Annotated in this window: 13 protein-coding genes; 7 read left to right on the top strand and 6 right to left on the bottom strand. The window is 73.2% G+C overall.

Annotation, left to right across the window (positions count from 1 at the left end; genetic code table 11):
* The first annotated feature begins 29 nt into the window (after positions 1-29).
* Positions 30-707 (top strand): class I SAM-dependent methyltransferase, encoded by a 678-nt coding sequence (locus ACFWE2_RS11710; RefSeq protein ID WP_377224399.1) that lies wholly within the window; start codon positions 30-32, stop codon positions 705-707.
* Between the two features lie 75 nt (positions 708-782).
* Here the strand turns inward: ACFWE2_RS11710 and ACFWE2_RS11705 are convergent, their stop codons facing one another.
* The 4 genes from ACFWE2_RS11705 to ACFWE2_RS11690 form a co-directional block, all read right to left on the bottom strand.
* Positions 783-2,438: an FAD-dependent oxidoreductase gene (locus ACFWE2_RS11705; protein ID WP_377224398.1), complete on the bottom strand. Its 1,656-nt coding sequence runs from the start codon at positions 2,436-2,438 to the stop codon at positions 783-785.
* Positions 2,435-4,708 carry a molybdopterin oxidoreductase family protein gene (locus ACFWE2_RS11700; RefSeq protein ID WP_377224411.1) on the bottom strand — a complete coding sequence of 758 codons (2,274 nt, stop codon included), beginning with the start codon at positions 4,706-4,708 and terminating at the stop codon, positions 2,435-2,437. Before ACFWE2_RS11700 ends, ACFWE2_RS11705 begins: the two co-directional genes overlap by 4 nt.
* A 65-nt stretch (positions 4,709-4,773) precedes the next feature.
* Entirely contained in the window at positions 4,774-6,141 is a 1,368-nt protein-coding gene (locus ACFWE2_RS11695) for an MFS transporter (RefSeq protein WP_377224397.1), read from the bottom strand.
* Between the two features lie 226 nt (positions 6,142-6,367).
* Positions 6,368-6,757 (bottom strand): VOC family protein, encoded by a 390-nt coding sequence (locus ACFWE2_RS11690; protein ID WP_377224396.1) that lies wholly within the window; start codon positions 6,755-6,757, stop codon positions 6,368-6,370.
* A 26-nt stretch (positions 6,758-6,783) separates the two neighbouring features.
* On the opposite strand from ACFWE2_RS11690, the gene glp reads away from it, so the two are divergent.
* From glp to ACFWE2_RS11675, 3 genes are read left to right on the top strand one after another with little or no spacing between them, the layout of a single operon-like run.
* Entirely contained in the window at positions 6,784-8,130 is a 1,347-nt protein-coding gene (gene glp, locus ACFWE2_RS11685; RefSeq protein WP_377224395.1) for a gephyrin-like molybdotransferase Glp, read from the top strand.
* Entirely contained in the window at positions 8,127-8,780 is a 654-nt protein-coding gene (locus tag ACFWE2_RS11680; protein WP_377224394.1) for a molybdenum cofactor guanylyltransferase, read from the top strand. Before glp ends, ACFWE2_RS11680 begins: the two co-directional genes overlap by 4 nt.
* Positions 8,777-9,037 (top strand): DUF6457 domain-containing protein, encoded by a 261-nt coding sequence (locus tag ACFWE2_RS11675; protein WP_377224393.1) that lies wholly within the window; start codon positions 8,777-8,779, stop codon positions 9,035-9,037. Before ACFWE2_RS11680 ends, ACFWE2_RS11675 begins: the two co-directional genes overlap by 4 nt.
* Here ACFWE2_RS11675 and ACFWE2_RS11670 read toward each other — a convergent pair.
* Positions 9,006-10,352: an MFS transporter gene (locus ACFWE2_RS11670; RefSeq protein ID WP_377224392.1), complete on the bottom strand. Its 1,347-nt coding sequence runs from the start codon at positions 10,350-10,352 to the stop codon at positions 9,006-9,008. The two genes, ACFWE2_RS11675 and ACFWE2_RS11670, sit on opposite strands and share 32 nt — an antisense overlap.
* A gap of 123 nt (positions 10,353-10,475) precedes the next feature.
* Between ACFWE2_RS11670 and ACFWE2_RS11665 the strand changes: the two genes are divergently transcribed.
* Positions 10,476-11,288, top strand: a complete 813-nt coding sequence (locus ACFWE2_RS11665; protein ID WP_377224391.1) for a helix-turn-helix domain-containing protein — start codon at positions 10,476-10,478, stop codon at positions 11,286-11,288.
* A 45-nt stretch (positions 11,289-11,333) separates the two neighbouring features.
* Here the strand turns inward: ACFWE2_RS11665 and ACFWE2_RS11660 are convergent, their stop codons facing one another.
* A complete protein-coding gene (locus ACFWE2_RS11660; RefSeq protein WP_377224390.1) occupies positions 11,334-12,311 on the bottom strand; it encodes an SGNH/GDSL hydrolase family protein in 978 nt (325 codons plus the stop codon).
* Between the two features lie 178 nt (positions 12,312-12,489).
* On the opposite strand from ACFWE2_RS11660, the gene ACFWE2_RS11655 reads away from it, so the two are divergent.
* Both ACFWE2_RS11655 and ggt read left to right on the top strand, forming a co-directional pair.
* Entirely contained in the window at positions 12,490-13,038 is a 549-nt protein-coding gene (locus ACFWE2_RS11655; protein ID WP_377224389.1) for a methylated-DNA--[protein]-cysteine S-methyltransferase, read from the top strand.
* Positions 13,039-13,159: 121 nt separating this feature from the next.
* On the top strand, positions 13,160-15,082 hold a 1,923-nt coding region (ggt, locus tag ACFWE2_RS11650; RefSeq protein WP_377224388.1), incomplete at its 3' end, for a gamma-glutamyltransferase.

Genomic DNA, 15,082 nt, shown 5'->3' with positions numbered 1-15,082 from the left:
CAAGTTTCGCGCCGCTACCGTGGGGCGGCATGGACATCCGGACCGTACCGAACCCGCTGGTGCGCGCGGGCGGCCGCTGGCTGCACCGGGTCAACCAGCGGCATCCGTGGAGCCACAACGACCACTTCCACGGCTGGATCCTCCGGCGGCTCCCGGCCCGACGGCGGCGGGCGCTCGACGTCGGCTGCGGCGCCGGCCTCCTGCTGAGCCGGCTGCGGGGGCACTTCGACGAGGTCTTGGGCGTCGACGCCGACGCAGCCATGGCCGCCGTCTCGGCCGAGCGGTTCGCCGGTGACCCCGCGGTGAGCGTGCGCCATGCCCGGTTCGAGGACGTCGACGGCACGTTCGACACGATCACCATGGTCGCGGTGCTGCACCACCTGCCGCTGGAGGCCGCCCTGCGGCATGCGTCCGAGCTGCTCGAACCCGGCGGACGGCTGCTCGTCGTCGGCCTGGCACGGCCCGACACGGTGACCGACCTCGTCTGGGAGGTCGCCTCCTCGTTGCTCAACCCGCTGGTCGGGATCGTCAAGCATCCACAGCCGGTCACGAGATCTGTGGACGACGCCGGTCCCGCGATGCCGGTGCGCGACGCCGCCGAGACGTTCACGGAGCTCGCCCGGGTGGTGCGCCGGGAACTGCCGGGCGCACGCATCCGGCGTCGCCTGTTCTTCCGTTACACGCTGGAGTGGACGCGCCCGGCGTGACTCCGGACGTACCGAGCGATCATGCCCAAACTCGTCGTGAATTCTGGGCACAATCGCTCGGCACCGGACGACAGCTCACGCCGGCTCCGGGACGGCCTCCTTGTTCTTGCCCAGCCAGTCCACCAGCCCGCACACCGCCTCCTTGCACGACCCGCAGCCCGTCGTCGCCCGGGTCTCGCGCACGACCTCCTCGACCGTGTGCGCACCCGACCCGCACGACTGAGCGATGTCGCGCTTGGTCACGCCGTTGCACCGGCACACCACCGCGTCGTCCGGCATGTGCTCGGGGGACGACGCCGGAGCCGCCGTCTGCATCACCGGCGTCAGCAGGAGGAACGCCGGGTCCATCGGGACCGGGGTGCGGCGCGTGTAGGCGGCGGTGAGGTCGGCGGCGACCCGCGGATCGCCCACGCAGGTGGCGCCCACGAGGATCCCGTCGGACACCACCACCTCGATGTATCGGCCGGCCCGCGGGTCGGCCAGGCGGACCGCCCGCTGCGTCAGGCCGTTCGGGCGCGCCGGTCCGCAGACGCCCATCGTGGTGACGCTGAGCGCGCCGGCCTTGACCTTCACGACGTCGGTCCCGCGCGTGTCGATGCCCAGGTCCGACTGCGCGCGGGAGGCGCCACCCGTCAGCAGGGCGCCAAGGCGTACGGCCATGCTGGGCTGGGCGCCGTCGTGGGGCAGGCGGAGGTGGACGGTCTCGGCAGGGGTCTCGACGGGTTCGACCGGCGCGTTGACCGGCTCGACCAGCGAGACCAGGGTCTCCGCCAGACGGCGCGCCTGGTCCCAGCCCTCCGCGACGAGTCCGCGCGAACCGTTCGGCGGCTGCGCGCAGTCGCCGATCGCGTGCACGCGCGGGTCGTCGGGGCTGGCGAGGTCGTAGCCGACCACGATGCCCCGGTCCGTCGACAGCCCGGCCGCCGCGGCGAGGCCGGTCTCGGGGATGGTGCCGACCGAGAAGATGATGAGCCGGGCGGCGACCACCTCGTCGCGCTGTCCCGAGCCCCCGTCGCCGGCCCGCTCCGCGTTGTCCTTGACCCGGATCCCCACCGCCCGGCCGCCCGCGACGAGCACCTCGCTGGACAGGCAGTTCGGCAGTACCGTGACGCCCTGCCCCTCCAGTCCGGACCGGACGACGTCGGCGGCCTCCGGGTCGAGCTGACGCTCCATGAGCGACTGCACGTTGTGGACGAGGGTCACGCTGAGCCCGCGGCCCGCGAGCCCGACCGCGGCCTCGAGCCCCAGCACGCCGCCGCCGACCACCACCGCACGCGGCGAGTTGACGGTCGCGGCGACGATCTCGCGGGCGTCGTCGAGGGTGCGCAGCGCGTGCACGCCGGCGGGCAGGCCGCCGTCGGCCGTGCGCAGGCCCGGGATCGGCGGGACACGGGCCGCCGCGCCGGTCGCGAGGACCAGGTGGTCGTACGGGTGGGTCGAGCCGTCGTCGGCGGTCACCACCCGTGACTCGCGGTCGATAGAGGTCGCGGTCACGCCCCGCAGGACGCTCACCCGGGCGCCGTCGGGCAGGGGCATGGTGATGGCGGCGACGTCGGTACGGCCGGCCACGACGTCGCTGAGCAGCACCCGGTTGTACGGCTCGTACGGCTCGGAGCCGAGCACTGTGATGTCGAACGCCTCGGGCTCGCGGCGGAGCAGCTCGTCGACGAGCCGCGAGCCGACCATCCCGAAGCCCACCACCACGACCTTCACGGGGACACGTAGGTTCATGTCGAGAGCTCCTTCTGTATGGGACCCCGCCGGCCGAGCGTGCCGGGACCCGATGTCGCGAGGGTCTGGGCAGGCTCGGCCGGCGGGGTGACAGGCTCGGCCGGGGCCACCGCGACGTCCACGGCGCAGACCTTGAACTCCGGCATGCCGGAGATCGGGTCGGTCGCGTCGGTGGTGACCTGGTTGACGGATCCGATGCCGCTCCAGTGGAACGGCATGAAGACGGTGTCGGGGCGCACCACGTCGGTCCAGCGGGCAGTGGCCTCGACCTGGCCGCGGGAGCTGGTGAGGCGCACGCGGGCGCCGTCGGGCACGCCGATGCGGAAACCCAGCACCGGGTGCAGCTCGACGTACGGCTCGGCGACGAGGCGCTCCAGCTCCGCGACGCGGTGCGTCTGGGCGCCCGACTGGTAGTGCTGCAGCACCCGGCCGGTGACCAGGTAGAACGGGGCACCGGGGCGCACTTCGTCGCTCGGCCCCACGTGGTCGACGGCGACCATGCGCGCCCGTCCGTCGGCCGTGGCGAACCGTTCGAGAAAGAGCCGGGGCGTCCCGGGGTGCTCGGATGTGTCAGACGTACGGGTCACTCCGGTGACCTGGGTGTCTGACACGTCGGTACGGGTGGGAGGGGCGGGGGGTACGGCTGGCACCGGCCAGAACAGGCCCGGGCCGCCGGACGCCTCGGCGGCGTCGAGCCGGGCGTGGGAGAGCCCGGAGTAGTCCGCGGGGCCGCCGGCGGAGGCGCGGGCCAGCTCGTCGAACACCACCGCAGGGTCGGTCGGGAACGCGAGGGACTCCGGCGCGCCCAGCCGGCGCGCCAGCTCGGCGAGGATCCACAGCTCCGAGCGGGCCTCGCCCGGCGGCGCCACGACGGCCCGGCGGCGGATGACCCGCCCCTCGAGCGACGTCATGGTGCCCTCCTCCTCGGCCCACTGCGTGACCGGCAGCACGACGTCGGCCAGCAGCGCCGTCTCGCTCGGGACGAAGTCGCAGACGACCAGGAGGTCGAGGCTCTTCAGGCGGTCGACGACGCGGTTCGCGTTGGGCGCGCTGACCACGAGGTTGGAGCCGTGCACGAGCATCGCGCGCGGGCCGGTCGGCGTCCCGAGGGACCTGAGCAGCTGCACCGCGGGAAGGCCGGGTCCGGGCAGCGTCTCCGGGTCGACACCCCAGACCGCTGCGACGTGCTCGCGCGCGGCCGGGTCGTCGATCTTGCGGTAGCCGGGAAGCTGGTCGGCCTTCTGACCGTGCTCGCGGCCGCCCTGCCCGTTGCCCTGCCCCGTGATGGCGCCGTAGCCCGATCCGACCCGGCCCGGCAGGCCGAGCGCGAGCGCCAGGTTGATCGACGCCGTGACGGTCGCGGTGCCCTGCGTCGACTGCTCGACACCGCGGCCCGTCAGCACGTACGCGCCGGTGCCGCCGTGGACCGGCGCGGCCGCGGCCAGCAGCCGCGCCACGCGCCGGAGCTCGTCGGCGGGCACACCGGAGACCGACTCGACCCGCTCCGGCCACCAGCCGGCGACCGACCGGGCGACGTCGTCGAACCCGGTGGTGCGCCGCTCGAGGTACTCGCGGTCGGCGAGGCCTTCCGCGAGCACCACGTGCAAAAGCCCGAGCAGGACGGCGAGGTCCGTACCCGGCACGGGTGCGAGGTGCACGCCCTCGGCCGGCTGTTCCGACGAAGGATCGCTCGCCAGCCGGGCCGTCGCCGACCGCCGCGGGTCGACGACGACGAGCCCGCCCGCCGCCCGCGCCCCGGCGAGGTGCTGCACGGCCGGCGGCATGGTCTCCGCGAGGTTGGAGCCGAGGAGCAGCACCGCCTGCGCGCCCCCGAGGTCGGCGAGCGGGAACGGCAGCCCGCGGTCGACGCCGAAGGACCGGTTCATCCCTGCCGCCGCCGAGGCCATGCAGAACCGGCCGTTGTAGTCGATGTTCGGCGTGCGCAGCACGGTCCGGGCGAACTTGCCGAGCGCGTACGCCTTCTCGTTGGTCAGCCCGCCGCCGCCGAACACCGCTGCGGACTCCGGGCCGTGCTCGGCGGCCAGGTCGGCGAGCCGGGACGCGACCAGGTCGAGCGCCGCGTCCCAGCTCACCGGCTCCAGCTCGCCGGACTCGCCCCGGACCAGCGGGGTGACGAGCCGGTCCGAGACCCCGAGGACCGCCGCCGACGTCCATCCCTTCTGGCACAGCCCGCCCCGGTTCGTGGGGAAGTCGCGGGGCTGCACCTCTGGTGCGGCCGTCACGTCGGCACGGGGCCGCGTCAGCGACATCCCGCACTGCAGCGCACAGTAGGGGCAGTGTGAGTCGACGGCGGTTCCTGGGGTGGCAAGCATGTTCAGACCCGAGCCTCTGCCATGGCACCGCGCCCGTAGACGAACCAGCACACGAAGGCCATCACGGCGTACACCCCGATGAACACCCACAGCGCGGGCACGAGCGACCCGGCCACCGTGGTGGACAGCGCGAACCCGCGCGGGATGAGGAACCCGCCGAAGGCGCCGATCGCGCCGGCGATGCCGATGCACCCGGCCGCGGCCTTCGCCGTCGCGCCGCTCACCCGGAAGACCGCGGGGATCATCCGGTAGACCGAGCCGTTGCCCATGCCCGTCGCGACGAACAGGATCAGGAACGAGCCGAAGAACATCGCGAAGCTTCCGGTGCCGAGAGCGTAGATCGCGCCCGTGGCACCGAGGGCCATCACACCGAAGGACCCGATGGTCACGGTCACGCCGCCCACGCGGTCGGCGAGGATGCCTCCGACCGGCCGGGCGACCGACCCGACGAGGGCGCCCATGAACGCGAGCGGGATCGCGACCTCAGGGAACTGGCCCTTGAGCAGCGTCGGGAAGGCACCCGCATACCCGATGAACGAGCCGAACGTGCCGATGTAGATGAAGCTGATGATCCAGGTGTGCTTGTTCTTGACCGCCACACCGAACGAGCGGGGGTCCGCCTTCGCCTCGGTGAGGTTGTCCATCCAGCGCCAGGCGAGGAACGCGGCGAGCAGGATGAACGGGATGAAGATGAGTCCGGCCCGGTCGAGCGCGACGCCCGCGCCGGTGACGATGACGAGCGGGACCGCGAGCTGCACGGCCGCCGTGCCGATGTTGCCGCCAGCGGCGTTCCAGCCGAGGGCAGCGCCCTTCTCCTTCTCGGGGAAGAAGAACGAGATGTTCGCCATCGAGGACGCGAAGTTCCCGCCACCCAGGCCCGCGAGCGCCGCGGCGCCGAGCAGCAGGGGGAACGGGGTGGTCGGATCGCTGACGGTGAGCATCAGCGCGCCGATCGGCAGCAGCAGGAGCAGCGCCGAGATGATGGTCCAGTTGCGGCCGCCGAACACGGGAACGGCGAACGTGTAGGGGATGCGGAGCGTCGCACCGACGAGGGCCGGCACGGAGATGAGCCAGAACATCTGGTCGACGGTGAGGTCGAAGCCCGCCGCGGGGAGCTGCGGCACGACGATGGACCACAGGGCCCAGGCGCCGAAACCGAGGAACTCCGCGAAGATCGACAGCACGAGGTTCCGGCGGGCGGTCCGGCGTCCGCCGTCCTCCCAGAGGGTCTTGTCCTCGGGATCCCAGTGGTCGATCCAGCGTCCGGTGTACCGCTGGACTGCTGACTTGGGCGCCGCGTCGGTGGTGGTCGAGCTCGTGGGCTCGCTCGCGGCCGAGGTCTGGTCGTCGTGTGTGGTCGGAGTGGACACGCTGTCCTCCTGCATGGGCGTATGCCCGACGACGCCGGGCGCGCCCGGACCGACGAGCGCCGGATCCGGGGCCGGCCCGACGTCGGACCGACAGGTAGGAAACTAGGGAGGCGGTGTTTCATCGCCCGACAAAGAGCAGTTAATCGACCGTAAGGAAGAACGCACAGCGTACCGACTCGCTGTGTGAGGGTGTCGCAGCGGCCACCTGGCGGCTACGCCGGGTACGTCACCCGACCGGCGTCAGGACCTCCACGCGGTTGCCGGCGGCGTCGAAGGTGTGGAAACGCTCGTAGCCGTCGAAGGTGTGGCGGTCCTTCCACGTGAGCTCGAAGCCGAGATCTTTCAGGCGGGCGGCGATGGACTCGAGGTGCGCGACGGAGTCGGCCACGAGGGCCGGGTGGGCCTTGCGCGCGGGCTCGAACGGGTCCTGCACGCCCACGTGGATCTCGGCGGTCGTGCGGCCCTCGTCGTCGAAGTCGCGGAACCAGCACAGTGCCCGGCCCGCGAGCCCGGGCGGGCGCGGGACCTCGGTGAGGCCGAGGCCTTCGCCGTAGAAGCGTCGGGCGGCGTCCTCGCCGCCGGGTGGGCAGACAACCTGGACGTGGTGAAGGCGCATGGGCCCGATTATCCTATGGTCGGGTCATGGAGCCGCAGGCGCGCAGCGTCACCGAGCAGGTCGAGCGTGTGCTCGCCTTCGTCGCGCCGCTGCCCGCCGTGGCACTCGACCTGGAGGACGCGCTCGGCTCGGTCCTCACCGAGGACCTGTACGCCTCCGTGTCCGTCCCGCCCTTCGACGGCGCCGCGATGGACGGGTACGCGGTGCGGCTCGCCGACCTGCCGCCCGACGGACGCCAGGTGACCCTCCAGGTGACCGGTGACGTCGCGGCAGGGCCGAACAGCCTGGCCGAGGTCGGGACGGGGCAGGCGGTCCGGATCATGACCGGCGCCCCGCTCCCGCCCGGTGCGGATGCCGTCGTCCCCGTCGAGCGCACCTCGACCGGCCGGTTCGTCGCGGGCGTGCCCCGGGCGGAGGAGACAGTGACGCTCGCCAGGCAGTCCCGGCCGCACGTCCGGTGCGCGGGCGAGGACGTGCGCCAGGGCGAGCTCCTCGCGCAGGCGGGGACGGAGGTGACGGCGGCGCTGGTGGGTGCGCTCGCGGCATCGGGCGCGGTGCGTGTCACGGTCCGACGCCGGCCGCTGGTCGCCGTCGTGTCCACCGGGTCGGAGCTCGTGCCGATCGGCGGTGCGCTCGGACCGGGGCAGATCACCGACTCCAACGGGCCGATGCTCGCGGCGGCGGTCCGCGCGGCGGGTGCCGACGTGGTCCGGCTGGGGCCCGTGACGGACGACCCGGCGGCGCTCCGCCGGGTACTCGACCAGGCGGTACGGGCCGCCGCCGACGGTGCGGGCGCCGACCTGATCGTGACCGCCGGTGGCGTGTCGGCGGGCGCGGCGGACGTGGTCCGGGAGGTCCTCGCGGCTCCCGGCTCGAACGGTCGGGGGGCTACCGACGTCGACGTCGCCACCGTCGCGATGTCCCCCGGCAAGCCGCAGGCACTGGCGCGCTGGGGCGGTGTGCCGTGGCTGGCCCTGCCGGGCAACCCCGTTGGCGCTTACGCGTCGTTCGAGCTCTTCGCGCGCCCGGCGATCGACCGCCTCCGCGGCGTGGAGGCCTCGGGGCGCCACCACACACCCGGAGTGTGTTGCTCGGAGTCGACAATGTCTACGCAGCGCAACACACCCCGCGTGGTGCCACTCGCCGCCGCCGCCGGCTGGCCCGGTTCGCCCGGGCGGCTGCTCGTGGTCCCGGTCCGGGTCGTTCCGCTGCCCGACGCCGCCGGCACCGCGCCGGGACCCGTCGGCGTCGTTCCCGCCGGCTCCCACCACTCGCTGTCCGCGCTCGCCACCGCCGACGGTCTGGCGTTCGTCCCGCCGGACGTCGAGAAGATAGGTCCCGGGGACATCGTCCAGGTGCTGATGCTGCGATGACGAATCACGCCAAGACGTCCGCTGGGATCGCGTACGACGCCGTCGTGCTGGCCGGCGGACGGGCTACCAGGCTGGGCGGCACAACCCGGCTGGGCGAGACCGCCAAGGCCGGACTCGTCGTCGAGGGCGAGCGGCTGCTCGACCGCGCGCTCGCAGCGAGCAGCCGAGCCGGGACAGCGGTGGTGGTGGGCCCGCCGGAGCTCGCCGACGCCCTGACCGGCGTCCGGCCGCGACCGGTGCTCACCCAGGAGGACCCGCCGTTCGGCGGGCCGGTCGCAGGCCTCGCCGCAGGGCTGCGAGCCCTGCCCGCGGCGGGCGCGCCATGGGTCCTGGTCCTGGCGGTGGACGTGCCGCACGCCGCGGGAGCGACCACGCTCCTGGAGCAGGCCGTTTCACGTGAACCAACGGACGGCGCGTACCTGGTGCGCGAGGGCAGGGCCCAGTGGCTGGTGGGGATCTACCGCCGTACCGCCCTCGTCTCGGCGCTCGCCGGTATCGAGCCGGCAGGCGCCTCGATGAGACGCCTGGTCGGCGAGCTTCGCTGCGCGGAGGTACCGGACCCGGCAGGCTGGAGCGACGACATCGACACCCCCGCGGACGCGGAGCGCCTCGGCGCCGCGACCGCCGACTACCGGAAGGACCCGAGATGACGGATCTCGAGAGCTGGGTCGAGGCACTGGAGGCGGAGCTCGGGCTCCCGCCGGGGACGGTCGACGTCGGAGCGGTGCTCGACCTCGCCCGCGACGCGGCGCACTCCGTCGCCCGGCCGGCCGCACCGGTCACCACCTACGCGGTGGGCTTCGCCGACGGCCTGGCCGCGGCGGGAGACCTGAGCGCCACGGCGAGCAGCGGACCGGACGCCACGGAGAAGGCGATCAGCCTCGCTGCTCGCTGGCCCGCCGACTGACCGCCGCACAGCCCGCTCCGGCCAGGAGCGTCACCGCCGTCGTGCCGAGCGCCCAGGGCAGGCCGGCAGCCAGGTAGATCCCGCCGATCGCGGCGATCGCGACCGTCTGTGCGACGAGCGGACCGGTCGTGTTGAGCGCCGAGAACGCGGACGCCTGGTGGGGCGGGACCATGCCGGACAGGCTCGCGATCAGCGGGCTGTACCCGCCCGCATGGCCTGCCCCTGCCAGGACGAGGAGCGGCGCGAGAGTCCAGGGTGAGGCACCGCTCGCGACCGCGGCCACGACAGCCGCCAGGACGACGGGCCCCGCCACGGGCAGCGTCCGAGCGACGTGCTCCGGCAGCCGGGTCCAGGTCAGGCTCATGGCGCCGAAGCCGATCGTGTACGGGAGAAACGCGAGGCCTGCGGCGAACGGCGTCCAGCCCAGGCCGTCCTGCACGTGCAGGGTGAACGTGAAGAGCAGAGCCGCGTAGCAGCCCATCACGACGGCACACGCGAGCAGCCCGGACCTCATCCCGCGGGGCCGCAGCACGACGAGGTCGAGCAGGGGATGCTCCGTCCGGAGCTGGTGCCGCACGAACCACGTGAGCAGCACCACCGATCCGCCGAGGACGGCCCACGTCCACCACGGCCAGCCGGCCTCCCGGCCCACCGTGAGCGACGTCGTGAACGCGGCCATGCCGAACGCGAGGACGACGGTCCCGGACACGTCGAACCGGCGAGCTCCCAGCCGTCCGGCCCCGTGCCCGGCGCGGGTCGGCGGCAGCACCCGCGCCACCGCCGCGAGCAGCAGCAGGCCGACCGGCACGTTGACGAGGAACACGGGTCGCCACGACAGCCCGAACAGGTCCGCCGAGACCAGGAGCCCGCCGAGCAGCTGCCCCAGTGCGACGCCCAGGGCGAGCACCAGGGAGTACGTGCCGATGGCGCGCCGTCGTTCGGGTCCCTGGAAGTGGTGCTGGATCAGGGAGAACACCTGTGGGATCAGCAGCGCCGCCCCCGCACCCTGGATCGCACGGGCCACGACCAGGAAGGCCGGTATCGGTGCGAGGCCGCAGGCCAGCGATGCGACGGTGAACAACGCGAGGCCCCACTGGAAAGCTCTGCGGTGCCCGACCAGGTCCCCCAGGCGCGCCCCGGCGACGATGAGACTGGCGAGGACCACCAGGTATCCCGAGAGCACGAGCTGCTGCACAGCGCCCGTCGCGTCCAGGTCCCGCTGGATCGCGGGCAGGGCGACGTTGGCGATGGAGCCGTCCATCGAGGCCATGGTCTGGGCGGTGAGGAGCACCGCGAGGAGCAGGGGCTTCCGCACGGCCCCAGTGTCCGACGGCGGGCGGCGGGCGTCTTGAAGATCCTTGTCCGGCGCCCGGCCTCGGATCCGGACCGGTCTCGAAGCCCGGACCGGAGTGTCGGTGACCCCGCCTACGGTGGGGTCGTGCGCCGTGCCACGCCCGTCCTCACCGCACCCGAGTACTCGGTGCGGGTCGTGGCGTGCTCCGACGACCACCGCGGATGGTCGCCGGCCGAGCCGGTCGAGTCGTTCGGCATCGTCCTCGCCCGGCGGGGGCACTTCCGGCTGGTGAACGGCGGCGTCGAGCAGGCTGTCGACGTGACGCAGGGCTACACGCAGGTCCCTGGCCTGGACCAGCGCTTCGCGCATCCGTCCGGCGGTGACGTGTGCACGTTCGTCTCGGTCGGCGCCGCCCTCTGGCACGAGATCACCGGCGACCGGCCCAGGTCCACCACGGTGCGGGTCGACGGCGTGACCGAGCTGGCTCACCGGCTCCTGCTCCGGACGGCGCACGACGCGGCGGATCCCGCCGAACGCCTGGTCCGCACGGTGACGGCCGCGGCACGCACCTCGGCGTCGGACGACGACGGCGGGGCCGCCCGGACGCCCGCCGCCCGCGCTTCGCGGACGCGGCTCGTCGTGCACGCGCGTGAGGCCGTCCTCGACGACGCACCCGCATCGCACGACCTGGTGAGCCTCGCCCGCGCACTGAAGGTCTCGCCCGGGCACCTCAGCCGCGTCTTCGTGGCCGAGACCGGTGTCAGCCTCACCAGATTTCGCAACCGGGTGCGCGTGAGCCGGGTGCTGGCCCGGCTGGAGGCAGGCGACGACGACCTCGCGGGGATCGCGGGAGACCTGGGCTTCGCCGATCAGGCGCACCTGACCAGGACCGTGCGCGTCACCCTCGGCACGACGCCGGCCCGGCTGCGCAGCGCGTTCACCGACCGGAACGCCTGACCGGGCCCGGCGCCGGCACCATGGGCGCGCCGACGCCGGGCCGGCTCACCCGCCGAGGTGGGCGATCACCGCACGTGCCTGGGCCTCGGCACCCGCCGAGTTCGGATGCGCGGGAACGCCGACGGCCACCCCGTTGAGCGAGACCCCGTACGCCTCCGCGTACCGGTCGAACGGCCCGGTGCAGAGGTCGTGGCCACCGGTCGAGGCGAACGTGTCGACCACCTCCACGGTGGCACGCGCGGCGGCCCGGTCGATCATCGCGTTGAGCTCGCGGAACTTCGCCGAGATGTACTTCATGTCGGTGTCGGACGCGGCCAGGCGGGGAAAGCAGCCGTGGTCGGGCACGACGTCCATGTAGTTGACCGCGAGGATGCGCGCGTTCGGCGAGATCGCCCGGATGCCCTCGAACGCGGCGACGAGCTTGTCCTCCGACGCGTCGATCTGCCGGCTGAGCTGGTCCACGCCGCCGCGGGTGTACTTGGCCTTGCAGCCACCCAGCGGCAGGCCGATGCCGATGTCGGTGATCGGCGTGAGCGGCACGAGTCCGAGGCAGTCGAGGCCCGCGGCCGCTATGCCGGCGTCGTTCCCGCCGATGCCGACGGTGACGAGGTCGGTGGTCGCCGTGAGGCGCGCGAACTGGGGCTCGTTGGTGCCGAGCAGCACGCTCTGGCTGTTCGCGAAGTGCTCGGTGGTCGCGGCCCCGCACGAGGCGTCGCGGAACGTCGTCGGCTGGATCGTCCGCTCGACGAGCTTCGGATAGTTGACCTTGGACTGTGCGCAGCCGAGCGGCGCGTAGCGGGTGTCGGGGGTGCCGCGTCCGTCGAGCAGGACGACGTCCGCGGTCCAGGAGTCGCCGAGGGCGACGTAGTCCTCGTAGCGAGGCACGGAGCCCGGTCCGGTGGTAACCGCGCGGGCCTCCTCGGCCCGCGACGGCGGAGCCGCTCCGACGGCGAGGCACGTCGTGGCGAACGAGGTGGCGAGGGCGAGGGCCAGTACACGGAACACCGCGCTGTGCTGCGTCATGCGCTGAGATTAGGTGGGCGGCCCTGACGCGGGATATCACGGTTCCGCTCGCGCATCCGGCGTCATGTGCCGGTCCGGGACGCCGGTGATTTTGCGGGCCGCGCAGCGTTGCGGACCGCATGTCAGGCCGCGCAGCGTTGCGGACCGCATGTCAGTGTGCCCGCCTATCGTGTGGCGCATGGACCGGAACAGGCTCGAGTTCGCGGTGATCCCGACCGCGATCGGCGAGTGCGCGCTCGTCTGGAACGAGGACGCGGAGATCGTCGGCTCGGCACTGCCCCACGGCGGCGCAGAGCAGGTGCGGGGCGCCGTGCGGAGCTGGTACCCGGGCGCCGTCGAGGCCTCACCCGCGGCGGTGGCACCGGTCGCCGCGGCGCTCGTCCGGCTGCTCGGCGACGGCGTCGGGGACCTCGCGGAGGTCCCCCTGAACATGAGCGCCGTGCCCGACTTCGACCGTCGCGTCTACGAGGTGGTCCGCGCCATCCCTCCGGGCGAGACCCGCACGTACGGCGAGGTCGCGGCCAAGCTGGGCGCGCCAGGGGCCGCCCAGGCCGTCGGGCAGGCCATGGGCCGCAACCCGTTCCCGCCCATCGTGCCGTGCCATCGCGTACTGGCGGCGGGCCGCCGCATCGGCGGGTTCTCGGCGCGTGGCGGTCCCCGCACCAAGGTGCGGATGCTGGAGACGGAAGGCGTCTACCTGGAGCAGCCGACGCTCTTCGATCTCTGATCCGATCAGACCGGATCTCATCCGGTGCACCAATTTCATCCTGCCCACAACTTCCTGGGCCCGCTGTCCGTCTGAGTCGGTGCCATCCCGCATCCACACAGGTCAGGAGCCCGGAAACCCAATGCGTAAGAGATTCCCCGTTCGTCCATCACCAGTCACCGGCGCGCTCGCCCTGCTGCTGGCCGGTGCCATCTCGGCGGGCCCGCTCGGTGCCGCGGCCATCGAGACGAAGCCCGAGCCGCAGAAGGTGCCCACCTCGACCGGGTACGGCGGCGCGGTGAGCTCGCTCGACCCGGTCGTCTCCGAGATCGGTCTGCAGATGCTCCGCCGAGGTGGCAACGCCACTGACGCCGCCGTCGCGATGGCAGCGGCGATCGGCGTGACCGACCCGTACAGCGCCGGGATCGGCGGCGGCGGGTTCTTCGTCCACTACGACGCCGCGTCCGGACAGGTCGAGACCATCGACGGGCGCGAGACGGCGCCGTCGGCGATCAAGCACGACGACTTCATCGACCCGGCGACCGGCAAGTCCTATCCGTTCTACCCGGACCTGGTCACTGGCGGCGTCAGCGTCGGCGTCCCCGGAACTCCCGCGACGTGGGAGCGCGCGCTGGAGCGGTGGGGCACCAGGTCTCTGAGCGAGACGCTGCGCCCGGCGACGAACGTGGCGGAGGAGGGCTTCGTCGTCGACAAGCTCTTCCATGAGCAGACGCTGATGAACCAGGCGCGGTTCCAGGCCCTGACGTCCACCAGCGACCTGTTCCTGCCGGGCGGCCAGGCCCCGGCGATCGGATCCGTGTTCCGCAACCCGGACCTGGCTCAGACCTACCGGACGATCGCCGACGGCGGCGTCGAGGCGTTCTACGAGGGAGCACTCGCGCAGGACATCGCGGACGCGGTGCAGGCTCCGCCCGTCGCGACCGGGACCACGCTCCCGGTGCCGGCGGGCTCGATGACCACCGAGGACCTCGCTGCCTACGAGGTGGTGGACCGGGATGCGGTCTCCTCCTCGTACCGCGGGTACGACATCTACGGGATGGCACCGCCGGCGTCCGGCGGGACCACCGTCGGCGAGACGCTCAACATCCTCGAGCAGTTCGACCTGGGCGCGCAGGACGACCCGGCGGTGCTGCACCACTACATCGAGGCGAGCGCCCTGGCGTTCGCGGATCGTGCCGCCTACCTGGGCGACGGCGACTTCGTCGACGTCCCGGTGGCCGGGCTGCTGGACGACAAGTTCGCCAAGGAGCGGGCCTGCCTGCTGAACCCCACGACGGCGGCTGCCAAGCCCGTGACGGCGGGTGACGCCAGGTCGTACGACGGCGTGTGCGCCACCCCCGGCGCGGAGGGCGTCGTCCCCGAGGACACCGAGAGCCCGTCGACCACGAACCTGACGGCGGTCGACCGGTGGGGCAACGTGGTCGAGTACACGCTGACGCTGGAGCAGATCGGCGGTTCGGGGATCGTCGTGCCCGGACGCGGGTTCATCCTGAACAACGAGCTGACGGACTTCAGCATCGAGTACAGCGCCACCGACCCGAACCGGCTCGAGGCCGGCAAGCGCCCGCGCTCGTCCATGTCACCGACGATCGTGCTGAAGGACGGGCGCCCGGTGCTCGCGCTCGGTTCGCCGGGCGGGTCGCAGATCATCAACACGGTCACGCAGATGCTGATCAACCGGATCGACCTGGGCATGACCATCGAGGAAGCGATCGCCGCCCCGCGAGCGGCGCCGCAGAACTCGGCGCGCACGACCGCCGAGCAGGCTTTCGTCGACAGCTACGGCACGGCGCTGACCGGGTACGGGCACACGCTCCGGCCGACGGCCAACGCGATCGGGGCCGCGACCGCCATCGAGATCGGCCCGGGCGGCCGCCTCACCGCCGTCGCCGAGCCGACCAGGCTCGGCGGTGGATCGGCCCGCGTGGTGTGGCCGGCTGGGTCCCCGGCACCACCGCCCCCGGCCACCACCGAGGACGCGCCCCCGCCGGCCCCCGCCCCCCCCCCCCCCCCCCCCCCCCCGAACCCCCCGCCCCCCCCCGCC

It is taken from the genome of Promicromonospora sp. NPDC060271, assembly GCF_042726755.1.
Taxonomy (GTDB): Bacteria; Actinomycetota; Actinomycetes; order Actinomycetales; family Cellulomonadaceae; genus Promicromonospora.
The sequence above is the reverse complement of the archived record's forward strand: the minus strand, read 5'-3'. Positions and strand labels throughout refer to the sequence as shown.